At 69.1% G+C, this 21,352-nt stretch carries 17 protein-coding genes; 6 read left to right on the forward strand and 11 right to left on the reverse strand.

The features are described from left to right. The first annotated feature begins 29 nt into the window (after window positions 1–29). The 5 genes from B161_RS0111565 to metK all read left to right on the forward strand — a co-directional run bounded on the left by B161_RS0111565 (window position 30) and on the right by metK (window position 7,871). Entirely contained in the window at window positions 30–1,598 is a 1,569-nt protein-coding gene (locus B161_RS0111565; protein WP_018633567.1) for a vWA domain-containing protein, read from the forward strand. A 1,052-nt stretch (window positions 1,599–2,650) separates the two neighbouring features. Beyond that, window positions 2,651–4,033: an RtcB family protein gene (locus B161_RS0111575; RefSeq protein WP_026310390.1), complete on the forward strand. Its 1,383-nt coding sequence runs from the start codon at window positions 2,651–2,653 to the stop codon at window positions 4,031–4,033. Window positions 4,034–4,175: 142 nt separating this feature from the next. After that, window positions 4,176–5,054, forward strand: a complete 879-nt coding sequence (locus B161_RS0111580) for a transglutaminase family protein (RefSeq protein ID WP_018633570.1) — start codon at window positions 4,176–4,178, stop codon at window positions 5,052–5,054. 242 nt (window positions 5,055–5,296) lie between these two features. Continuing rightward, window positions 5,297–6,688: an adenosylhomocysteinase gene (gene ahcY, locus B161_RS0111585; RefSeq protein WP_018633571.1), complete on the forward strand. Its 1,392-nt coding sequence runs from the start codon at window positions 5,297–5,299 to the stop codon at window positions 6,686–6,688. Window positions 6,689–6,710: 22 nt separating this feature from the next. After that, window positions 6,711–7,871, forward strand: a complete 1,161-nt coding sequence (gene metK / locus B161_RS0111590) for a methionine adenosyltransferase (protein ID WP_018633572.1) — start codon at window positions 6,711–6,713, stop codon at window positions 7,869–7,871. 379 nt (window positions 7,872–8,250) lie between these two features. Here the strand turns inward: metK and B161_RS0111595 are convergent, their stop codons facing one another. Next, window positions 8,251–8,817: a cysteine hydrolase family protein gene (locus B161_RS0111595; RefSeq protein WP_018633573.1), complete on the reverse strand. Its 567-nt coding sequence runs from the start codon at window positions 8,815–8,817 to the stop codon at window positions 8,251–8,253. 110 nt (window positions 8,818–8,927) lie between these two features. On the opposite strand from B161_RS0111595, the gene B161_RS0111600 reads away from it, so the two are divergent. After that, on the forward strand, window positions 8,928–9,971 hold the full coding sequence (locus tag B161_RS0111600; RefSeq protein ID WP_018633574.1) for a GlxA family transcriptional regulator: 1,044 nt from the start codon (window positions 8,928–8,930) through the stop codon (window positions 9,969–9,971). A 111-nt stretch (window positions 9,972–10,082) separates the two neighbouring features. Here the strand turns inward: B161_RS0111600 and mprF are convergent, their stop codons facing one another. The 10 genes from mprF to B161_RS0111650 all read right to left on the reverse strand — a co-directional run bounded on the left by mprF (window position 10,083) and on the right by B161_RS0111650 (window position 21,216). Next, the gene (gene mprF, locus B161_RS0111605; RefSeq protein WP_018633575.1) at window positions 10,083–12,704 is read right to left on the reverse strand and encodes a bifunctional lysylphosphatidylglycerol flippase/synthetase MprF; all 2,622 of its coding nucleotides are present in this window, start codon (window positions 12,702–12,704) and stop codon (window positions 10,083–10,085) included. Between the two features lie 98 nt (window positions 12,705–12,802). Next, window positions 12,803–13,711 carry a DMT family transporter gene (locus tag B161_RS0111610; protein ID WP_051085766.1) on the reverse strand — a complete coding sequence of 303 codons (909 nt, stop codon included), beginning with the start codon at window positions 13,709–13,711 and terminating at the stop codon, window positions 12,803–12,805. A gap of 187 nt (window positions 13,712–13,898) precedes the next feature. After that, window positions 13,899–15,509, reverse strand: a complete 1,611-nt coding sequence (locus B161_RS0111615; RefSeq protein WP_018633577.1) for a BatD family protein — start codon at window positions 15,507–15,509, stop codon at window positions 13,899–13,901. After that, window positions 15,503–16,381: a tetratricopeptide repeat protein gene (locus tag B161_RS0111620; RefSeq protein ID WP_018633578.1), complete on the reverse strand. Its 879-nt coding sequence runs from the start codon at window positions 16,379–16,381 to the stop codon at window positions 15,503–15,505. The genes B161_RS0111615 and B161_RS0111620 overlap by 7 nt, the downstream gene beginning before the upstream one ends. Further along, a complete protein-coding gene (locus B161_RS0111625) occupies window positions 16,378–17,322 on the reverse strand; it encodes a VWA domain-containing protein (RefSeq protein ID WP_018633579.1) in 945 nt (314 codons plus the stop codon). The genes B161_RS0111620 and B161_RS0111625 overlap by 4 nt, the downstream gene beginning before the upstream one ends. Beyond that, window positions 17,319–18,317, reverse strand: a complete 999-nt coding sequence (locus B161_RS0111630; RefSeq protein ID WP_018633580.1) for a VWA domain-containing protein — start codon at window positions 18,315–18,317, stop codon at window positions 17,319–17,321. Before B161_RS0111630 ends, B161_RS0111625 begins: the two co-directional genes overlap by 4 nt. Then, window positions 18,314–18,778, reverse strand: a complete 465-nt coding sequence (locus B161_RS17900; protein WP_018633581.1) for a DUF4381 domain-containing protein — start codon at window positions 18,776–18,778, stop codon at window positions 18,314–18,316. Before B161_RS17900 ends, B161_RS0111630 begins: the two co-directional genes overlap by 4 nt. A 27-nt stretch (window positions 18,779–18,805) precedes the next feature. Continuing rightward, a complete protein-coding gene (locus B161_RS17905) occupies window positions 18,806–19,750 on the reverse strand; it encodes a DUF58 domain-containing protein (RefSeq protein WP_018633582.1) in 945 nt (314 codons plus the stop codon). A 19-nt stretch (window positions 19,751–19,769) separates the two neighbouring features. Continuing rightward, entirely contained in the window at window positions 19,770–20,768 is a 999-nt protein-coding gene (locus B161_RS0111645; protein ID WP_018633583.1) for an AAA family ATPase, read from the reverse strand. A 130-nt stretch (window positions 20,769–20,898) separates the two neighbouring features. Beyond that, window positions 20,899–21,216 carry a GNAT family N-acetyltransferase gene (locus B161_RS0111650; RefSeq protein ID WP_018633584.1) on the reverse strand — a complete coding sequence of 106 codons (318 nt, stop codon included), beginning with the start codon at window positions 21,214–21,216 and terminating at the stop codon, window positions 20,899–20,901. Between the last annotated feature and the right edge of the window lie 136 nt (window positions 21,217–21,352).

The raw sequence follows: 21,352 nt of genomic DNA on the forward strand, positions 1-21,352 counted from the left end.
TGGTCGGAACCGCCGGAAAGGAGGACGAGATGGCTCTGAAATCCCTCTTCGCCAGCATGGCGCGGCGCGCGGCCCTTCCTCAGGCCGACGTCGTGAACGAAGCCGGAGGCCGCGCCTACGCCCTGACCCCCCGTCAGGCTCTGGCGCAATACGCCGCGACCGGAACTCTGGCGAGCGGCTTTTACGCCGACGCCGAAGCGCAGCTGAAGAATACGCTCGCCCTCGCTCACGCGGCCGATGCGGAGTTTCTCGCCAAAACGGCGGTCTACGCCTTCGAACGCGGCAACATGAAGGACATGCCCGCGCTTTTGCTGGCGGTCCTCTCGCAGAAGGGCGACCCCGAGAGCGGCGAGCTCTTCGAGAAGGCTTTCAAGCGCGTGGCCCGCAACGGCAAGATGCTGCGCAACTTCGTGCAGATCATGCGTTCGGGCCAGACGGGGCGGTCTTCTCTGGGCTCGCGGCCCAAGCGGCTGATCCGCGACTGGATCGACGCGGCTTCGCCCGTCGAGATCCTGCGGGCTTCGGTGGGGGCGGATCCTTCTCTGGCCGACGTGGTCAAGATGGTCCATCCCAAGCCGCAGACTCCCGAGCGCGCCGCGCTTTACGGCTGGCTCATCGGGCGTCCCTATGATTTCGGGGCTCTGCCTCAGGTCGTGAAGGATTTCGAGGGCTTCAAGCGCGAGATCTCCGGTCCGGTCCCTGACGTCCCTTTCCAGATGCTGACCTCTTTGCCCCTGAAAAAGGCGCATTGGGCTCAGATCGCCCGGAAAGCCGGATGGCAGATGCTGCGTCAGAACCTGAACGCCTTCGCCCGTTACGGCCTGTTTCAGGAGAAGGGCTTCACGGCGATGATCGCGGGCCGCCTCTCCGACCGCGCGGAGATCCGCCGGACGCGTCTGATGCCCTATCAGCTGATGACGACGCTGGACAACGTCTCGCCTCAGGTTCCGCTTGAGGTCCGGAAGGCTCTGAACGCGGCGCTGAACGTCTCCTTGCAGAACGTTCCGCGCTTCGCGGGCCGCATCGTGGTGGCGCCCGACGTCTCGGGCTCCATGGGCTCGCCCGTGACGGGCTGGCGCAAGGGCTCGACCACGGTCACGCGCTGCGTGGACGTGGCGGGTCTGATGGCGGCGGCCTTCCTGCGGGCGAATCCGGAGACTCTGATCCTGCCTTTCGACCATCAGGTCCATCAGGTGGATTTCGGGCGCGAGGCGGGGATCTTCGAGACGGCCAAGCGTCTGGCCTCCTACGGGGGCGGCGGCACCAATATGGCCGCGCCCATGGAGGAGCTGCTCAAGCGCAAGGCGAAGTTCGATCTGCTGATCTTCGTTTCGGACAACGAATCCTGGATCAATGGGCGCTCCGGTCCTTATCCGACCGCCGCCATGACGATCTGGAGCAAGCTGAAGCAGATCAATCCGGAGGCGAAGATGGTCTGCCTCGACCTCCAGCCCTCCGCCACGACCCAGATGAAGAACGCGCCCGACGTTTTGAATCTGGGGGGCTTCTCGGATCAGGTCTTCGACGTGATCGCGAGCTTCGCGGGCTCTGAGGATGCGGACCATTGGGTTTCGCGGATCGAGGAGATCGTCTTGTGAAAACGTCCTTCGGCGGCGCGGACCGTCGCCGAAGGCGCCTCGAAAGGCCTTGCGGCCGGTCAGGGGCGCGACGAATGCCGATGGAGCTCCGTCTCCAAACGACGCCCTCCGCGGGCTTCGCCTTTTCGAAGGCGGAGCCGCCCCGCGGCGGCCCTGTGGCGAAGGGCGGGCTCGCTTCATCTCTTTTGTCGCCGCGCCCCTGACCGGCTGCGGCCCTTCCTGAACAGAGGACTTCCGGCGCAGCTTCGCCGGGCGTCCCGCGGCCCCTCCGGGGCGCGACGAATGCCGCGTGGAACTCCAGACTTCTCATCTCCAGGTCGCGGGTTCGAATCCCGCCGGGTCCGCCATTTATGGACCCGTAGCTCAGCGGCAGAGCGGGTCCGCCCTCGGGCGGAACGTTTCACGCCTTCTTGTCGTCGCGACCCCGAGGGGCCGCCCGAAATTTAGAATCAGGCCGATCAGGGCCATGACGAATGCCGACGGAACTCCATGGGAGCCTCAGGCCGCGGGTTCGAATCCCGCCGCCGCGACCTTCGCGGCGTAGCGCAGTCTGGAAGCGCGGGGGCGTAAGGTTTCGTCATCTTTCGTCGTCATGGCCCTGATCGGCCTCAGCCGGCCGCGGCGCTTCCCGCAGCCGGATCAGGAGGGCGATGGTTGAGTTTCACGCCTTTTGAGCGTATGATTCGCGGAGCTCGCCGCCGAGCCCCGGACAAGGGGTTGCACATCGGCGGGAAGGCCCTCCCCGGAAGGAGGGCCTGAAGCTCAAGGCGGCGCCGGACCGTCGCCTTCCTGATCGCGGATTCCACGCCGCCGCGCTGCGTCCTTCGGGGCGGGAGCGGCTCGGATTCCGCAGCTCGGCCTGCCTCCCCGGAGGCGGCTTCGGCAGGAAGGCTTTCGACGGCGCGCCGCGTCGGCGTTCTCCAGATCCTGACGAATCCGCGCGTGGAGGCTTAGGCATCCCGACACTCGAAACGAAGGCTCCGTTCAAGGGGGCCGCTTCCGTCGTAAAGACAGAGTGAGAGAAGAAAGGCGTCGTCAGGATGACCAGAATCTTGAGCGGACAAGACTTGATCGATGCGGGCGCGCGTCCGGGCGCTTGGTTCAAGGCGGCTCTGGCCGCAGGAGACGCGGCGCTCGCCCGGGGCGCCGATTTCGCGGAGGCTCTGGCGACGGCGCTCAGCTTCGCCCCGCCTCTCGCCCCCCCGGCGACGCCCTTGCGCGCTTCGGGAGAACTTCCCTTTCACGTCAACCTCTATCCGGACAGCCTGGAGGAGGAGCAGAACGCCGCCGCCGTGAAGCGGACGATGGCGGCGCTGATGCGCACGCCCATGGTGCGGGCGGGCGCCGTCATGCCGGACGCCTGCCCTGCGGGCGTCGAGGGCGCGATTCCGGTGGGCGGCGTGGTCCTCTCGGAGGCGATTCATCCGGGCATGCATTCGGCGGACGTCTGCTGCTCGGTGATGATCTCCATCTTCCGCGAGGTCGATCCCGCGCCCCTGCTGGCCGCCATGCAGGCCGTGACTCATTTCGGACCCGGCGGACGCGCCCCCCGCGATCAGCTTCAGCCGGGCTGGGGCCTGCTCTCGCGCTTCGCGGAGAATCCCTTCCTGAAGGATCTCGGTTCGGCCGCCGTGGCGCATTTCGGCACCCAAGGCGACGGGAACCACTTCGCTTACGTGGGGCGTCTGAAATCCTCGGGCGAGACCGCCCTCGTGACCCATCACGGCTCGCGCGCCCCCGGCGCCCGGCTTTACGCGCGCGGCGTGGAGGCCGCCGAGCGCCATCGTCTGCGGCTCTCGCCGGAGACTCTGCCGGTCAACGCCTGGATCCCCCCCGACACCGAAGAGGGCGAGGCTTATTGGGAGGCGCTCCAGATCCTGCGCGTCTGGACCAAGGCGAATCACGAGATCCTCCACGATCTCGCGGCGGAGCGCGCCGGAGCGACGCGGATCGGGCGCTTCTGGAACGAGCATAATTTCGTCTTCCGCCGCCCGGACGGGCTCTTCGCCCACGCCAAGGGCGCCACTCCGGCCTTCGACGGCTGGGCCGAGGACGCCACCGAACTGACGCTGATTCCGCTCAATATGGCGCAGCCCATCCTCATCGCGCGGGGGCTGAACGCGCCGAACGGGCTCGGCTTCTCGCCGCATGGGGCGGGGCGCAATTTCTCGCGGACGGCGCATAAGCGCAAAATGGAGGGGCGGGAGCCCGAGGAGGTCTTCGCCGAGGAGACGCGCGGAATCGAGGCGCGTTTCTTCTCGGGCCGGGTCGATCTCTCCGAACTCCCGAGCGCCTATAAGGACGCCGTTTCGCTGCGTCGGCATATCGACGCCTACGGCCTCGCGGAGATCGTCGACGAGGTGCTTCCCTACGGCTGCATCATGGCGGGCGACCCCGGCGAACCCCTGTGGCGCCGGAAGAAGGCGGCGGCCTGAGTCCGCGCCGCCCGAGGCCGCTTCGGCGAGGCCGCCCTCCGCCCTCGGATTGGGGGCGGGGCGGCCTTTTTTCTTGCCCGGATCGGGCTTTGCGGTAGGAAAGGAGGCGCTCGCCCCGGAGGCCGGCGCCGAGGAGGATTCCATGCGCTACGACGTGCGTCTCTCCATCATCTACGAATATCCCCGCGCCGCCGAGACGGGCCGTCATCTGCTGTGTCTGACGCCGCCGAATCTGCCGGGCGAGCAGACGGTGATCGCCAGCCGTCTGAAGATCGACCCGCGCCCGGACGAGCGTCTGGAGCGGCGCGACTTCTTTCAGAACCCCATCGCCGAAGTGGCTTTCTACGAGCCTCTGGAGCGCAGCGAATTCCTCATGCTGGCCCGGATCGAGCGCCATGTCCGGCTGAAGCCTCAGGACGTCTCGCCGCCTCTGGAGCGCTTCGAGGCGGAGATCGCGGGATACGCCAGCGTCGAGCCCGAGGCGCCGCATCATTTCCTCGCCCCTTCGCCGCGGGCGCCCGCCGATCCGCTGATCGCGCAATGGGCCGCCGATCTGGCGGCGGGAAAAAACAGCGTCTATGAGATCGCCGTGGCCATAGGCGAGGCCATTTATGAGCAGATGGCCTATGATCCCGAGGCCACCAACGTCGACACGCCCGCCTCCGTGGCCTTCGAGGCCAAACGCGGCGTTTGCCAAGACTTCAGCCATATCATGATCGTGGCTTTGCGGTCCCTGCGGATTCCGGCGGCCTATGTCTCGGGCTTTCTGCGGACCATCCCGCCGGAGGGCGCCGAGCGTCTGGAGGGCGCCGACGCCATGCACGCTTGGGTGCGGATCTGGTGCGGCCGCGAAATGGGCTGGGTCGAATATGACCCCACCAACGCCCTGAACGTCGGGACGGACCACATCGTCATCGCCCGGGGCCGCGATTACGACGACGTCGCGCCGGTGCGCGGCGTGATGCGCATGGCCGGAGAACAGCGCACCGAGCAGGGCGTGGACGTGATTCCGCTGGATTGAAAGCCTGGAGCATGTCCCAGCGAAGCCGACCAGGCTTCGCGTCGCGGAAATGCGGCCCGAAAAGAAGTCGGAGCGTTTGAACGATCCGACTGCGGAAAACGCTCCGAGTGAAGATTTCGATAAGCGGAGCGCATAAGGATTTCCTTATGCGGCGGTTGAGTTCGCCCCCGCGAAATGTTAGGGCGGGGCGATTTCGCTTTCGAAGACCAGAATTCGCGCTTCCCCGCGCAGGAGACCGCCTTATGACCGACCATGTCGTCGCCGACCTCAGCCTCGCCGATTGGGGCCGCAAGGAGATCTCCATCGCGGAGAGCGAGATGCCGGGGCTCATGGCCTCCCGCGCCGAATTCGGGCCTGCGCGGATTCTGAAGGGCGCGCGGATCGCCGGATGCCTCCATATGACCATCCAGACCGCCGTTTTGATCGAGACGCTTCAGGCGCTCGGGGCTGAAGTGCGCTGGGCCTCCTGCAACATCTTCTCGACGCAGGATCACGCCGCCGCCGCCATCGCCGCCGCCGGGACTCCGGTCTTCGCGGTGAAGGGCGAGACGCTGGAGGAATATTGGTCCTATGTGGACCGGATCTTCGACTGGCCCAACGGCGAGACGGCGAATCTCATCCTCGACGACGGCGGCGACGCCACCATCTACATCCTCTATGGCGCGCGGATCGAGGCGGGCGAAAAGCTCCTTGAGAAGCCCGCCAATGAAGAGGAGGAAGTCCTCAAGGCCCAGATCCTGAAAAGGATCAAGGCCGCGCCCGGCTGGTTCGCCAAAGCCCGCGCCGCGCTGAAAGGCGTCTCCGAGGAGACCACCACCGGCGTGCACCGGCTGTATCAGCTGGCGGCCAAGGGCCAGCTGCCCTTCCCGGCGATCAACGTCAACGACAGCGTGACGAAATCCAAATTCGACAATCTTTATGGCTGCCGCGAGAGCCTCGTGGACGGCCTGCGCCGCGCCACCGACGTCATGATCGCGGGCAAGGTGGCGGTGGTCGCGGGCTTCGGCGACGTGGGCAAGGGCTCGGCGATGTCGCTGCGGGCTTCGGGCGCGCGGGTGCTCATCACCGAGATCGATCCGATCTGCGCGCTTCAGGCGGCGCTTGAAGGCTATGAGGTCGTGACCATGGACGAGGCCGCCCCCTTGGGCGACATCTTCGTCACCGCCACCGGCAACGCCGACATCATCACCCTCGACCATATGCGCGCGATGAAGGATCGGGCCATCGTCTCGAACATCGGCCATTTCGACGCCGAGATTCAGGTGGCGGCCTTGCGCAATCTCGAATGGCGCAACGTCAAGCCGCAGGTGGACGAGATCGTCTTTCCGGGCGGCAAACGGATCATCCTGCTGGCTCAGGGACGCCTTGTGAATCTGGGCTGCGCGACGGGCCATCCGAGCTTCGTCATGTCGGCGAGCTTCACCAATCAGACCCTCGCGCAGATCGAGCTCTGGACCCGCGGCGAGGCTTATGAAAACCGCGTCTACGTGCTGCCCAAGACCTTGGATGAAAAGGTCGCGCGGCTGCATCTGGAGAAACTCGGCGTGAAGCTGACCGTGTTATCCCCTGAGCAGGCGGCTTACATCGGCGTCCCGGCCGAAGGCCCCTTCAAGCCCGATCATTATCGGTATTGAGCCCATTCGTCGGAGTCGCGTCATGCGGAAAGACTTCCTCTTCACCTCGGAATCCGTCTCCGAGGGCCATCCGGACAAGATCTGCGACCAGATCGCGGATTCGATCATCGACGTGATCCTCGCCCGCGAGCCCGAGGCCCGCACGGCCGTCGAGGTCGCGGCGACGACCAATCATGTGGTGCTGCTCGGCGAGGTCCGGGCCCATGTGAAGCGCGAGGAGATGATCGCCACGGCCCGCGAGACCATCCGCGACATCGGTTATGAGCAAAAAGGCTTCCACTGGGACAGCTGCCAGATCGAATGCCTCGTGCATCAGCAATCGGCGGACATCGCGCAGGGCGTGGATTCCAGCGGCGCCAAGGATGAAGGCGCGGGCGATCAGGGCATCATGTTCGGCTACGCCGCCGACGAGACGCCCGAACTCATGCCCGCCCCGATCCTCTACGCCCATAAGATGCTGCGGCTGATCTCCGAGGCCCGGCGCGACGGCTCGGCGGCGATGCTCGGGCCGGACGCCAAAAGCCAGCTCACGGTCGAATATCGCGACGGAAAGCCGGTGCGGGCGCACACCATCGTGCTCTCGACCCAGCATCTCGACGAGGACATGACCTCCGCCGACGTGCGGGCGGTGGTCGAGCCCTATGTCCGCAAGGCTCTGCCGGAGGGCTGGATCGATTCGGGCACCGTCTGGCATGTGAATCCGACCGGGCGTTTCGTCATCGGCGGGCCGGACGGCGACGCGGGCCTGACCGGCCGCAAGATCATCGTCGACACCTATGGCGGCGCGGCGCCTCACGGCGGCGGGGCCTTCTCGGGCAAGGATCCGACCAAGGTGGACCGCTCCGCCGCCTACGCCGCGCGCTATGTGGCGAAGAACGTGGTGGCGGCGGGTCTGGCGCGGCGCTGCCTCGTGCAGCTGGCCTACGCCATCGGCGTGGCCGAGCCTCTGTCCATCTACGTCGACGACTACGGCACCGGCGAGGTCTCGCCGGAGAAGATCGAGGCGGCCATCCGCGCGAGCATGTCTTTGACTCCGCGCGGCATCCGCACCCATCTGGGCCTGAACAAGCCGATCTATCGGCGCACGGCGGCTTACGGCCATTTCGGGCGCGCCCCGGACGCCGACGGCGGATTCTCCTGGGAGAAGACCGATTTGGCCGAGGCTCTGCGCAAGGCGGTCTGAGGCCGTCCTCCGGGGAATCGGGAAAGGCCCGCGCGAGCGGGCCTTTCGTCGTTTCTGGCATATGCGCCGGGCGCAAAACCTCAGGCGATCAAATCGCTTCGTCCGGCCGCCGCCCGGCGTTAGCTTTCCCTTAAGGCGTTCGCAAAGGTCCTCCCCCGAACAGCGCGCCGCCTCCGTCCCTTTTCGGCGAATCTCCCTCGCCGCCCGATCGGGACGGGGCTTCCGAAGACGAAAACGGCGGAAGCCGAAGACGCCGCAGCCCGCCTGCGGCGTCTTCGACCTTTGCAGGGATCTTGTTCAGGGATCTTGCGGAGAGGGCGAAAAAGGAGCGCGCGGAGGAGGAGAGATGTCTCCTCACGCGCGCCCACAAGACCGAAGATCAGGCTTCGGCCTTCTCGCGCTGCGAAAGCCATTCCTTCGTCGAGGGCGTGGCGGCGTAGGCGAAGCCTATGGCCGCGAGCGCCGTCGCATGGGCCTGAGCGGCGGGCACGACCACGCCGCCGAACTCCAGATCCCGCGTGGCCACCGCGTCATGCACCACCGTGACCGCATAGCCGAAATCGGCTGCGGCGCGGGCGGCGCCCTCGACGCACATATGGCTCATGGCGCCGACGATCACGACGCTCTTGATTCCTGCGGCGTCGAGCCGGGCCTTGAGATCCGTGCCCTGAAAGGAATTGACCGCATGTTTGAGGATCACCGGCTCGCCCTCGCGCGGCGCGGCGCTCGGATGGATGCGCGCGCCTTCGGAGGCGGGCGTGAAGAAGGGGGCGTCCTCGCTCGCGAATTCATGGCGGACATGCAGGACGAGGTCTCCGGCGGCGCGGGCGGCCTCCAGAACGCGCGCGGCGTTGGCGGCGGCGGCCTCCATGCCGGAAAGCGTGAATTTGCCGCCGGGGAAATAATCATTCTGCACGTCGATGACGATCAGAGCGCGGTCGCCCATTCGTATCCTCCATATTTAGTCTTATTACGGCCTGTGAAGGTTGCAGGCTCGCCTGCGGGGGCTCAGGATGCAATCGGCGAAAGCGACAAAAAGCGGGGCGAAAGCGACAAATGACGCAAGCTTCACCCCATGGCTCTCAGACCGGACCTCCGGAGATCGCGATTCTGGTCTATCCCGGAGCTCAGGCCGCAGCCGTGCAGGGTCTGACGGATCTGTTTTTGGTGGCCGATCTTCTGGCCCGCGAAAGGCGCGAGACCGCGCCGGAGGCGGGGGTTTTGCTGCGCGTGACCCATCTCGCCCGCGCCGACGAAGCGGGGGGCGCGGAGGCGGGGAGCGAGGAGGCGGGCGGCGGCGCGCGGCGGATCTTCGACACGGCGCCCGAGGCTCCGCGCAATCCGGCGCCTGCGGTGGTGGTTCTGCCGCCGAGCCTCGGGGCGCCGCCCACCGCCGAGACCCTTGGCGGTCTGGCGGGGCATCTGGCGCGCAGCCATGCGGCGGGCGCGGCTCTGGCTTCGGTCTGCGCGGGGGCCTTCGGGCTGGCGGAGACGGGGCTCCTCGACGGGCGCCGCGCGACCACCCACTGGATCTACGCCGAGCGCTTCGCGGCGCGCTATCCGAAGATCCGGGTGGAGGCGGAGCGCCTGCTCATCGACGACGGCGACGTGATCACCGCCGGGGGGCTCATGTCGTGGACGGATCTCGGGCTGCGGCTGGTGGAGCGGCTCTTAGGCTCGGCGGCGATGCGCGAGACGGCGCGTTTTCTGCTGGTGGATCCTCCGGGGCGCGAGCAGGCTCCCTACAGCGCCTTCGCGCCGCGTCTGGACCATGGCGACGCGGCGATTCTCGGGGTGCAGCGCTGGCTGCGCCGCCCTGAGGCCCGGGAGGCCGACGTGGCCGCCATGGCCGCGCGGGCGGGGCTGGAGACCCGGACCTTCCTGCGCCGCTTCCGCAAAGCCACGGGCCTGCGTCCGACGGAATATCGCCAGCGCCTGCGGGTGGAGGAGGCGCGCGAAAGCCTTGAAGCCACGGCCCGTCCCATCGCTCAGATCGCCCATGACGTGGGCTACGAGGACGCGGGCGCCTTCCGGAGGGTCTTCGCCAAAATGACCGGCCTCGCGCCGGGCGACTACCGCAAACGCTTCGGCCGGGCCTGAGTCCGGCGCTTAGAGCGTTTTCCGACCGAATTGGGTCGTTCAAACGCTCCAAGGCTTTATTTTGTCGCGCTTTCGCGACGCGAAATCTGGTCGGTTTCGCTGGAAAGCGCTCTAAGCTCCGCCCTCGCGCGGGCCGGAATCTCCGCCGATCAGCCGCGCCGCGTCGGCGAGGGCCGAAAGCGGCGGCGCCTCGGGCGGGGCGGCGTAGGAGCGGGGACGCCAGACCGGATGGAAGCCCGCCTTGAAGGCGCGCGATTCGGCCATGGTCGCGTGATGGGCGCCCAGACGATAGATGCGGGAGCCGAAGCGGTCCCAGAGCCGCTTGCGTCTTTCGGCCTCCCGGGCTCCGCCGGGCGGCGGGGCGGGGGCGCCGCCGAGGGAGAAGCTTTTCACGCCCTCCGGCTTCAGCCGGATCATGACCTCCGCGCAGAGGAAGGCGAGGGCTTCGGGCGGGGCCTCGGGCGTCAGCCGGAGCATGTCCGCCGCCGCCTCCTCCGGGCGGCCGTGGATCAGATTGGCGAAGCCGACCGGCCGCCCCTCCAGCCGCAGCAGAGCCACCGGCCAGCGCTCCAGCCAGAGCGGCGAGAAGCGGCCCATGGAGAAGCCTTTCTCCCTCTGTCCCCGCGCCGAGAGCCAGAGAGCGGAGACGCCGCGCAGAATCTCGATGCGGGCGGCGTCGTGGGGCGGGCGCAGGATCTCCAGCGCGAGGCCCTTCTCGCGGGCGCGGCGGCAGGCCGCGGCCAATTCGCCTTGCGGCTGGAAATCCGCAAGCTCGACGAGGGCCTCTTCGCCGAGGAGATGCGGCGTCAGCCCCAGCTCCCACATGAGCGGGGCGTCCTGAGGGCCATAGTCGTAGAAGACCGGCCGCGCGCCCGCCCGCCGCGCCGCGTCGAGGAACTGAAAGGCGGCTTCGGCGGCGGCGCCCGGCTCGCCCACCGGCCCGCCCCAGGCGATCCAGGAGCCGCCCGACTCGCCGAAGGCCACGAAGGCCCGCTCATCCTCCGAGAAGAGCAGGGTCTTGTCGCCGGTCAGCGCGAAGGCCGCCTCCGGCTCGCCCCATTCCGCGACGATCTCCGCCGCCTTCTCCAGAGCCGCGCCGCTCGGCGCGCGCGGCCGGAAGCGCGGCGCCCGCAGCAGCAGGATCAGTGCGAAGACGCCGATGGTCAGCCCCCCCACCAGCCCCGCGCGCAGAGAATCCGGCGCGCCTTCATTGGCGGCCAGCTGCCACCAGAGTTCGCGTTCATAGGCGTCGCTGCGGTTGACGAGGAAGATCACGAAGGCGAAGGAGGCCGCCGCCGAAGCCACCAGCAGAATCCAGCCCGGCGTGAGCGCGGCGTGGGTCAGGGTGGCGCGGCGCCGGAAGACGCTCCGGAAAGGCGTGAGGATCGCCACCGCGAGGATCAGAGCGGCGGCGCGCTCCATGTCGCCGTCGCGGGCGATCTCGACCACGGCGCCGAGCGCCATGGCGCCCACCGCCATCCAAAAGGCCCCGAGGCTCCGCCGCGCCACCCCCAGCGAGACCACGATCAGCCCCGCCCCCAGCACGCTGGAGAGCAAAGCCGGGACTCCCGGCAGAAAGGCGAGGGGAAACAGCGTCTCGGCGGCTTCGGCGGCCTCGCTGGCGGGGGGGATCAGCGCCGAGACGCTCATCCAGACGCCCGAGCCGAAGATCATCGCCGCCAGAACCAGAGGCGCCAAAGGCGCCAAGGCCCGCATGGCGGGCTCCACGGCGGTGAGGGCGCGGTCCGAACGCGTCTCCGCCGAGCGCCCCAGAGAGCGCCAGAATTCGTAGATCGCCAGAAAGATCAGCGCCAGCGTGAAGGGCAGCAGATAATAGATCAGCCGATAGAGCAGCAAAGCCGCCGCCACCTGCTCGGTCGGGGCGCCGGAGGGCAGGGCGGCCAGCATCACCGTCTCGAAGACTCCGACGCCGCCCGGCACATGGCTGACCACCCCCGCCATGGTCGCCGCCGCGAAGATCGCCAGAAAAGTGAAGAAGCCGAGGCCCGTCTCGGGCAGCAGCAGATAGAGCGTCAGGGCGGAGAAGCCGATGTCTCCGAGGCTGAACAGCACCTGTCCGCCAAGGATCGGCAGAGAAGGCGCCCGCAGATCGAAGCGCCAGAGCTTCAGGGACTTCCCCGAGAGCGAGGCCCAGACCAAAGGCGCGACCACCGCCACGATGGAGGCGACGGCGAGCGTGCGCACCATCTCCGGCGCGAGCGGCAGCACCGCCGCCAGAGCCTGCGGATGGGCGCCCAGAGCGAAAAGCCCCACCAGCGTGGCCGCCACCCCGAAGGAGACCGCCGTGAAGGCCGAAACCGCCGCCACGTCGTAGCCGTCGAGGCCGAGGCCGGAATAGACCCGCCAGCGCACGGCGCCGCCCGAGACCGCCGAAAGCCCGATGGTGTTGCCGAAGGCGTAGGCCATGAGGCTGCCGGTCAGCACCACGGGGGCGGGCAGAGGCTTGCCGATGTAGCGCAGCGCCGACCAGTCGTAGCCCGCCAGAGCCAGATAGGCGCAGAGCGTCGCGCCGAAGGCGGCGGCGAGGGTGCTCCAGGGCGTGGCGCGGATCTGCGCCGTGACTTGGACGAAATCCACCGGCGCCAGAAGCTTATAAAGCGCGTAAAGCCCCAGAGCGAAAAGCCCCGCCGCCAAAGCGTAAGGAAGCAAGGTCCGCGCGCGGCTCCAGAAGCCGGAGGTCTCCGGGCGGGGGGCGGGGGCTTCGGAAGGCATGGAGTCTCCGGGAAGGGCGGGGCGCGGTCGCCCTCTTATATCAGTCGCCGGGAGGCGCGGCGCAACCGCGCCCTTGGTCTGGCCGCAGGGGCGGGCGGTCAGGAGGATTTGCGCCGCTTCAGCCGCCATTCTCCGACGATCACCCCCGCCACCACGAAGGCCGCGCCCAGAATCGCGAGGCCCGGCAGGCGCTCGCCCGCGAGCCGCCCGAAGATCCCGGCCCAGACCGGTTCTCCGGCGTAGATCAGCGTGGCCCGCGTCGGCGAGACGGATTTCTGCGCCCAATTCATCGTGAGCTGGATCACCGCGCTGGCGAGGGCCATGGCGGCGGCTATGCCGATCAGCATCCAAGAGAGGTTCGGCAGGGGCTCGCCCGTCGCGAGGCCGCCGAAGCCCGAGAAGACCGCAGCCGCCAGAAGCTGAACCGCCGTCACGCGCCGGGCGTCCACGGAGGGGGCGTAGCGGCTGATGAGGATGATCTCCAGCGAGATGGCCGCCGCGCCGATCAGAGTCACGGTCTCGCCATAGCCGAGCGAGAGGCTCCCCGCCTCCGGCCCGGCGAGCAGCGTCAGGCCGAAGAAGGCCAGAGCCACGCCCAGCCAGTTCATCAGGCTCGGCGGACGCCCGAGGATCGCCCATTGCAGCAAGGGCACGATGGGCACGTAAAGCGCCGTGATGAAGGCGGATTTGCTGCTCGGGATGGTCTGAAGCCCCACAGTCTGGAGGCTATAGCCCACCGAGATGGCCGCGCCTATGGCGCATCCGGCGATCAGCTCATGGCGCGTGAGGCCGAGCATGCTCCGCCAATAGACCCCCGCCAGCAGCAGCCCCGCCAGAGAAAACCGCAGCGCCACGAACCAGAAAGGCCCGCTCAGCGTCATGGCGTGCTGGACGACGAGGAAGGTCGAGCCCCAGACGACCGTGACCACGATCAGCGCGATCTCTTGCGGACTCAGCCGGAAAGGGCCGGAGGCCGGAGGCGGCGCGGCGGGATCGGCGACGGCCATCACGAAGCCCTCGCCATGAGGGAAAGCCGAAGGGCGCGCAGGCCGAAGGGCCTCCGCGCGGCGGAGCGGGACGAAGGGGCGGGCATGAAGAAGCCTCACGAGAGGAGATCATGGGGAGATTCCGCCGCGACGAATGATCTTAAACCCATGAAAAGTCAAGGGAGGCCGCGAAGATCGGCGCTTCCTCTCACAGCGGCGGCAGAAGCCCCGGCTCGGCGGCGCGGGCGCGGGCCTTGAGGGCGCGGACCAGAGCCCCGGCCTCCGCGCGCAGGCGCGGCCAGTCGGGCGGCTCGCCCCGATGGGCGCTTTCCTCGAAGGCGGCGCGCAGAGCGCCCGCTCCGGCTCCGGCCTGAGGATCGCGGCTCAGGGCGCGGAGGGCCTCATGCAGCGCGGCGGAATCCCGGCGCCGGAGCGCGGCCCGGAGCGCGTTCAGACGGGCGCGCAGATCCGGCGGCCCGGCCAGCGCGCGCCGCCGTCTGAGGATCGGCCAGAGCAAGGCCCCCAGAGCCGCCAGCAGCCCCGCCCCGATCCCCGCCTGAGCCTTGAGGCTCAGGCCGCCGAGCAGCCCGGTCCGGCTCCAAGCCCCCGCCGCGAGTCCCGGATCCATGGCTTCGCGGGCGGCGGCGATCTTCGCCTCGCCGATCTCCAGCCGACGCGGCGGCAGGACGGCCTCTCCGGCGCGGCCCGCGTCGCCGTCCCACCAGCGCAGACGGATCGTCTCCAGCACGACCGGACCGGGCCGCAGAGCCCGCAGCCGATAGCGGAAGATCGCCGTAGCCTCCGAACCTTCTTCGCCGATGCGGTTGATCCGCTTATGGCCGATGCGCGTGACCTCCAATCCGGGGACGCGGGGCATCTCGACGTCGGGGATCTGCTCGGCGAGGGCGTCGCGGGCGGTGACGCGGATCTGACGCTCCATCTCCTCTCCGGCGGAGAAGGCGGCCGGATCTCCCCCGACCCATTCCTCGGAGATCGTCAGGCCCTCGGCGACCAGCCACCATTGCGAGGGCGCGAATTCGGCCCGCTTCACCGCAAGCGCCGTCTCCGCGCCGATGAGGTCGACGATGGCGCGCTCCACGCGGGATTTCGCCACGATTCCGGTGAAGCGCGCCCCGCCCAGAACCTGCGGCCCGGAGCGCTGCGGATAGAGCAGATAGCGCCAGGAGATCGTCGCGCGCGGATTCCCTGCGGCGTCGCGGCCTTGGGCGCGCTGCTGGACGAAGACCGGCGCCACGCGGAATCCCGAGAAATCCGGCAATTCCAGCTTTTCGTCGGAGAGCGGATAGCGATAGGCCAATTCCAGATCGAGGATCATCTGCTGCTGGACCCAAGGATTGGGATTGGAGAGCTTCTGCGTGAAGCCGATGTCCTGATCCGTGGGGCGCCAGGCGGCGCGCGAGGGGGGCAGAATCTCGACCGCCAGCCGGTTCGAGACGATTCCGCCATATTCCAGCGGGCCGAAGACCGCCGGTCCGGCCTCATAGGGCGTGATCTCGATGCGGTGGGTGTGCAGCTCCACCACCTCGCCGTTGATCACCCGCAGACGGGTGCCGAAGGTCTCGCGGCCGAAGGCGCCGATCTTCTCCAGCGGAGAGAGGTCGAGGGATTCCTTCTCCGGCCCGACATATTGAATCTGAAGGATCACCGCCTCGCCCTGATAAATCGCGTCGGAGGGGAGGGCGAGCTCGATGAAGGCCTCGCGCAAAGCGGAGGGGGGAATCTCATGCTCCTGCGCCCGCGTAGGGGCGGCGAAGACCAGAAGCGCCAGAGCCAGAAATCTGAAGAGCCGGATCACCATGGGTCCTCCGAATCCGGGGGGGCCTCGCCGACGGCCTTGCGGCGGCGGAACTCCCGCGCGATCCGCGCCGCGAGGAACTGCGCCGGATCATCCGTGATGCGCTGGAGCCATTGCTCCGTCGCCTGATGCGCCTCCAGCCGCTGGCGGAGGGCCTGAGCGTCGAGCTCCTCCTCGCGGCCGCTTTCGGAGGCTTCGCCCGCTTGGGCGTCCTGAGCGTCGCCTTGCGATTCCTCGCCGCGTTCGGCTTGCTGGCCGCCGTCTTCGCCGCGCTCGCCGCCTTCCTCGCCGGAAGCCTTCTCCTCCGAGCCGCCGCGCTGGGCCGCCTCGCCGGGGTCTTGGGAGCCCGCCTGAGATTCGCCGCCCGCCCGCGCTTCGGATTCGGGGGAATCCTCGCCTTCGCCGCGGGCCTCTTCGGCGCTGCGCTGGCCGCGATCCTCCATCTGCTCCATCTCGCGGGCCTGTTTGTCGATGGTCAGCGGGTCATAGCGGTCGCGCTCTTCGAGGGCCGCCCGCACGAGTTCGGCGTTGAAGGCGGCGTCTTCGAAATCGGGCTTCAGCTTCAGGGCGCGCTCATAGGCCTCCAAAGCGAGTTGCAGGGATTCGAGCCGCGCATAGGCGTTGCCGAGGTTATAAGCCGCCTCGGCGCCGGGAAGCCCCGCGAAGATCTCGGCGGAGCGCCAATATTCCCCCGCCCGATACCAGGCGACGGCCTTCCAGGCGGGATCTCCGAAGAGCTCCGCCGCTTCGGCGGGCCGCCCTTCGAGCAAAAGCCGATAGGCGCGGGCGTCGTCGGGGCGCGGGCTCTCGGCGGCCAGAGGCCCGGAGACGCATGCGGCCAGAAGCGCCGCCTGAAGAATCCTGTGGAGCCTCATGCGCGGGCCCTCCGAAAGAGCAGCAAAATCAGAGGCAGAGCCAGCAGAAGCAGCCAATGCGAGAGATTGCGCCAGCCCCCCACGCCGACCGCCAGCCGCAGAAAGTCGCCGCGCGGCGGGGCGTCCAGCGCCAGAGCCCTGAGGTCGAAGGCGCCGAGCGCGTCGGGCTTCAGCGTCACGCCGCCGCCCGCTTGCGCCAGAGCCTCCAGCCGCGCCGGCTCCACGGGCGAGGGATCGACCGTCCCCGCCGCCGCCGTTCTGAGAACGTCCAGACGCGCGCCCGCCGCCGCCAGAATCCGGGCCTCGCTTTCTGCTGCGGGCGAGAGGCCCCCGCCGTCGCCGATCAGAACCACCCGGGCGGAGGAGAGGGCGTTGCGCTCGACCAGACCGCGCGCCAGAGCCAAGGCCCGCGCGAGGTCGGAGCCTTCGGTGGGCAGAAGCTCCGGCTTCAGCGCGGCGAGGAAATTGCGGATCTGCGTCCGCTCCAGCGCGAGGGGCTGCGCGAGATAGGCGTCTCCGGCGTAGAGGATCAGCGCGGCGGGGCGCGCTCCGGCTGCGTCGATCACCCGCTCCGCCGCCGAGCGCGCCGCCGCCAGACGGCTCGGCGGCAGATCCTCCAGAGTCATGGAGCGCGAAAGGTCGATCATCAGAATCACGCCCTCGGCGGGCTTATAAGCCTCGCTCTCCTCTTCGGAGCGGGGCAGGGCGGGACTCGCCAGAGCGGCGCAGAGCAGCGCCAGAACCAGCCATGTCGGATCGCGTCCCCCGCCGGGCCGGGCGCCGGGGCGCAGGAAGCTCAGAACCGGCGCCGAGAGGATCTTCGGCCAATCGTCGCCGCGCAGGAGCCTGCTCGGAATCAGCCAGCGCAGCAGAGAAAGCCCCGCCGCCGCCAGAAGCCAAGGATGGAGAAAGGCCAAATCCGCAAGAAAAGCCGCCGTCATGCGGGCCTCCGCGCGCGCAGATGCGCGAGGCCCAGCGCGAGGAGCAGCCCCGCCGCGAGGCTCAAAGGCCAGTTGCGCAGATCCTGACGCGGCGTGAAAGGCGGCGCCTCGGCCGCGCTGGCCTCGATCTTTCCGATCTCGTCATAGACGGCGCTTAATTCGCCGGTGGTGCGGGCGCGGAAGAATTTTCCGCCCCCGGCCTCCGCGACGCGCCGCAAGGCGGCTTCGTCCAGATCCGCCGAAGGGTCGATGGGATCGCGGGAATTCGGGTCGCGCTCGCTGCCGAGGCCGATCGTATGGATGCGAAGGCCGAAGCTCCGCGCGAGGGCCGCCGCGTCCTCCGGCTCGGCTTCTCCGGCGTTATTGGCGCCGTCCGAGAGCAGGACGAGGGTTTTGCGCGACGCCGGATCCTCGCGCAGTTTGAGGATGGCCAGTCCTATGGCGTCGCCGATGGCGGTGGTGCGGCCCGCCATGCCGATCTGAGCTTCTTGCGCCGCCTGAGCCGCCGCCGAAAGATCATAAGTCACCGGGGCGGCGGAGAAGGCTTGGTCTCCGAAGAGGATCAGCCCCACGCGGTCGCCCTCGCGGGCGCGGACGAACTCCGTGGCCACGGATTTCACCGCCGTCAGACGATCCACCGCCCTTCCGTCGAGCTGGAAATCCTTGCGCTCCATGCTGAAGGAGAGGTCCAGAGCGAGGATCATGGCCCGGCCCGTGGCGGGCTGGATCACCGCGCCCGAGATCCGCGAGGGCTGAGCCAGAGCCGCCAGCAGCGCCAGCCAAGCCGCCCAAAGCAGGATCAAAGCGAGGCGTCCGCCGGAGGGCGCGCTGGGGGCGATCTCCTCCAGAGCCTCGCGCAGACGCGGCGGGGGTTCGATTCCCGGCTCTCCGCGCGCTTCGGCCCCGGAGCCGCCCCCCAGAAACAGCCTCCGCAAAAACAGCAGAGGCAAGGGCGCCAGCAGAAAGACCCAAGGCCATGCTAAGCTGAGGTTCATCGCGCGATCCTCCCTTGAGCCAGTTTCGCCAGCCCTGCGAGGATCGGTCCGGCGGGGGGCGGATCGGCGGCGTAAAGCTCCGCGCCGAAGACGCGCCCCGCGCCCGCCGTGAAGAAATCCGCGCCGAAAATCTCGTCGAGGCGCTTCAGCCAAGCTTCGCCCGTGAGTTTGGCGGCCTCCGGCCCCGCGCTTCTCAGCGCCACGCGCCGCAACAGCCGCGCCGCCTCGGTCAGAGCCTCCGACGGATCGCCGGGCCGCTCGCTTTGGGCGGCGAGGGCGGCGAATCGGGCGCGGGCCTCGCGCCGCCAGTCGCGGGCGCGCAGCCGCAGCGCCAGCAGCAGGCCCAGCGCCGCCAGAGCCAAAACCGCGAGCAGCAGAAAGCCCCATGGGACGGGCGCCGCCGTGGGGATGGGCGGCGCGGCGAGGTCGCGCATGCGCTCCAGAAGCTCTTCGGTCTCCATCACGCGGCCCCCCTCATCGCAGATTCATCACAGGGCGCCTTGCGCGACGAGGGCGGCGTAGACCTCCTGCGGCGTCTCAGGCGCGACGAAAGGCGTCCCCGCCCGCCGCAAAGCCGTCCTCAGAGCCTCGCCCCGGGCCGCGAGCTTCTCGCGGAGGAGGGCGCGGGCGCGGGAATCGAGCCGCGCGACGCGCTCCTCGCCTTCGGGGGTTTTGAAGCGATAGAGGCCGGACTCCAGCCCCTCGCGCTCGACGGGATCCTCGATCAGGACCGCCGCCAGACGCCCCCGCTCGCCCGCCTCGCCGAGCGCCGCTTCGAAGCCTTCGCCGGGATCGTCCATCCCCGTGACCAGAACGAAGACTCCGAAGCCGCGTCCGGCGCGGTTCAGCATCCGCCCGAAGACCTCCGCGAGCGGCCGGGCGGGCGGCTTCTCCGCGCGGCGGCGCAGCCCCAGAGCGAAGCCCTCCGCGAGCAGATGGACGCCCGCCAAAGCCCCTTGCTCGCCGTTGCGGGCGGGCGAGATCTCAAGATCGAGATCGGTGAAGACGGCGGCGGCGGTCCGGTCCCGCGCGGCGGCGAGTCCCCAGAGCAAAGCGGCGCCCGCCTCTCCCGCCGTCACGGCCCGCAGGCGGCGCGAGCCGGTGAACATGCTCGCGCGGAGATCCACGACCACCGTGGCCCCGCGCTGACGCTCCTCGCGATACATGCGCGTATGGGGCGCTCCGGTGCGGGCGGTGGCCTTCCAGTCGATGCGGCGCAGATCGTCGCCGGGGGCGTAGAGGCGCAGATCGTCGAATTCGAGCCCCTGTCCCCGGCGTCGGGTGCGGGTTTCGCCCGAAAGCTGAGTGATGGCGCGCAGGCTGCGGGAATCGATCCGCGCGGCCTCGGCGCGCAGGCCGATCAGCCGATCCAGCGGCAAGGCGACGGCCTCCGCCGTCTCCGCCTCCCGGTTCTCTCTTCCGAATCCCCACATGCCGAGGCCCTCCCGCGGCTCAGAGGACCGGCGTCCGCCGCAGGATCTCGGCCATGACGCCCCGCGCGGTCTCGCCTTCGGCGCGGGCGCGATAGCTCAGCCCGATGCGGCCGGACAGCGCGTCGAGAGCCAATTCCTCGACGTCGGCGGGCAGGACGTGGTCCCGCTCGAGCAGCCAGGCCCGCGCCTGAGCCGCCGCCGCCAGACCCAGAGAGCCGCGCGGACTGGCCGGATGGGCGATCTTCGCGGCGGCTTCTCCGGCGGCGCCCGCGCCGCGCGTGGCGGCGACCAGCCGCACGATGAAGTCGCGGACGGCGGGCGAAACATGCACCTCCGCCGCCGCCGCCTTGGCGGCCAGCACCGCCTCAAGGCCGATCAGGGGCTGAGCTTTGGGTTTTTCGGCTTCGCCGTGGCGCTCCTCCAGCGCGAGGTCGAGAATGGCGCGCTCTTCGAGGGCGTCGGGCATCTCCAGCGTCACATAGAAGAGGAAGCGATCCAGCTGCGCCTCGGGCAGAGGATAGACGCCTTCATGCTCCAGAGGATTTTGCGTCGCGGCCACGAGGAAGGGCGGCGCGAGTTTGCGCGTGACGCCGCCATGGGTGATCTGGCCTTCCGCCATGGCTTCGAGCAGGGCGCTCTGCACTTTGGGCGGCGCGCGGTTGATCTCGTCCACAAGAACGACGTTGCTGAACAAAGGCCCTTCGGAGAATTCGAAGCTTCCGGTTTGCGGCCGCAGCACGTCGGCGCCGGTGAGGTCGGAGGGCAGCAGATCCGGCGTGGCCTGAATGCGGGCGAAGCGCGTCGAGAGGGTTTCGGCGAAGAGCTTCACCGCGCGGGTCTTGGCGAGTCCCGGCGCGCCCTCGACGAGCAGATGCCCCCCCGCCAGCAAGGCGATCAGCAGCCGGTCGATCAAAGCCTCGCGCCCGACGAGCTTGCGCAGAAGCTCGGCGCGGGCTTGGGCGAAGGCGGCTTGAACCTCGGTCTCCGCAGGGGCGGTCCGCCGAAGCGAATCCTGCATGGGGGGTCTCCTCCGGGGCCGCTTTATGGGGTGGCGGCGCGTCGGATGCGGCGAAGGCGGCGCGCTTGGAGGCCACCATGGACCAATCCCCGCCCCGGCGCATTGCGACCAAAGTTGAAACCCGGGCCCCTCAGCCCCGCGCGGGATCTTCGCCCGGCGCCGTCGTGAAGAGCTCCGCCCATTCGGGATGGCGCGCATATTGGCCGCGCACATAGGGGCAAGAGGGAATGATGCGGAATCCCTGCGCGCGGGCGTCGGCCAGCAGAGCGTCGAGCAGGGCGCGGGCGACGCCCTCGCCCGCCATGCTCTCGGGGACGCCGGTGTGGTCGGCGCTGAGGCGGCCGGGGCCGCGATGGGTGAAGGTCAGCTCGCCCTCGCCCTCGACGCCTTCGATGCGGGCGACGTAGCGGCCGTGACGGGGGTCGGTTTCTTCGCGAAGGATCTGCATGACGAGGCTCCCTGAACAGGCGGCGTGAAGATTCTCGACGCCGCGACTCCGCGCCGCCGTCCAGCTCCGGCGATCGCGGCTTGGGCGGGCGCGCTTGCCTTCTCATGCATGATGAGGCAAAGCTTGTGAGGATTCC

The sequence above is a fragment of the Neomegalonema perideroedes DSM 15528 genome (genome assembly GCF_000374145.1).
Taxonomy (GTDB): domain Bacteria; phylum Pseudomonadota; class Alphaproteobacteria; order Rhodobacterales; family Rhodobacteraceae; genus Neomegalonema; species Neomegalonema perideroedes.

Coding starts and splice junctions, on each gene's coding strand:
- B161_RS0111565 (WP_018633567.1), top strand. CDS start 30: ATGGCTCTGAAATCCCTCTTCGCCAGCATGGCGCGGCGCGCGGCCCTT.
- B161_RS0111580 (WP_018633570.1), top strand. CDS start 4,176: ATGCGCTACGACGTGCGTCTCTCCATCATCTACGAATATCCCCGCGCC.
- ahcY (WP_018633571.1), top strand. CDS start 5,297: ATGACCGACCATGTCGTCGCCGACCTCAGCCTCGCCGATTGGGGCCGC.
- metK (WP_018633572.1), top strand. CDS start 6,711: ATGCGGAAAGACTTCCTCTTCACCTCGGAATCCGTCTCCGAGGGCCAT.
- B161_RS0111595 (WP_018633573.1), bottom strand. CDS start 8,817: ATGGGCGACCGCGCTCTGATCGTCATCGACGTGCAGAATGATTATTTC.
- B161_RS0111600 (WP_018633574.1), top strand. CDS start 8,928: ATGACGCAAGCTTCACCCCATGGCTCTCAGACCGGACCTCCGGAGATC.
- mprF (WP_018633575.1), bottom strand. CDS start 12,704: ATGCCTTCCGAAGCCCCCGCCCCCCGCCCGGAGACCTCCGGCTTCTGG.
- B161_RS0111610 (WP_051085766.1), bottom strand. CDS start 13,711: ATGGCCGTCGCCGATCCCGCCGCGCCGCCTCCGGCCTCCGGCCCTTTC.
- B161_RS0111615 (WP_018633577.1), bottom strand. CDS start 15,509: ATGGTGATCCGGCTCTTCAGATTTCTGGCTCTGGCGCTTCTGGTCTTC.
- B161_RS0111620 (WP_018633578.1), bottom strand. CDS start 16,381: ATGAGGCTCCACAGGATTCTTCAGGCGGCGCTTCTGGCCGCATGCGTC.
- B161_RS0111625 (WP_018633579.1), bottom strand. CDS start 17,322: ATGACGGCGGCTTTTCTTGCGGATTTGGCCTTTCTCCATCCTTGGCTT.
- B161_RS0111630 (WP_018633580.1), bottom strand. CDS start 18,317: ATGAACCTCAGCTTAGCATGGCCTTGGGTCTTTCTGCTGGCGCCCTTG.
- B161_RS17900 (WP_018633581.1), bottom strand. CDS start 18,778: ATGGAGACCGAAGAGCTTCTGGAGCGCATGCGCGACCTCGCCGCGCCG.
- B161_RS17905 (WP_018633582.1), bottom strand. CDS start 19,750: ATGTGGGGATTCGGAAGAGAGAACCGGGAGGCGGAGACGGCGGAGGCC.
- B161_RS0111645 (WP_018633583.1), bottom strand. CDS start 20,768: ATGCAGGATTCGCTTCGGCGGACCGCCCCTGCGGAGACCGAGGTTCAA.
- B161_RS0111650 (WP_018633584.1), bottom strand. CDS start 21,216: ATGCAGATCCTTCGCGAAGAAACCGACCCCCGTCACGGCCGCTACGTC.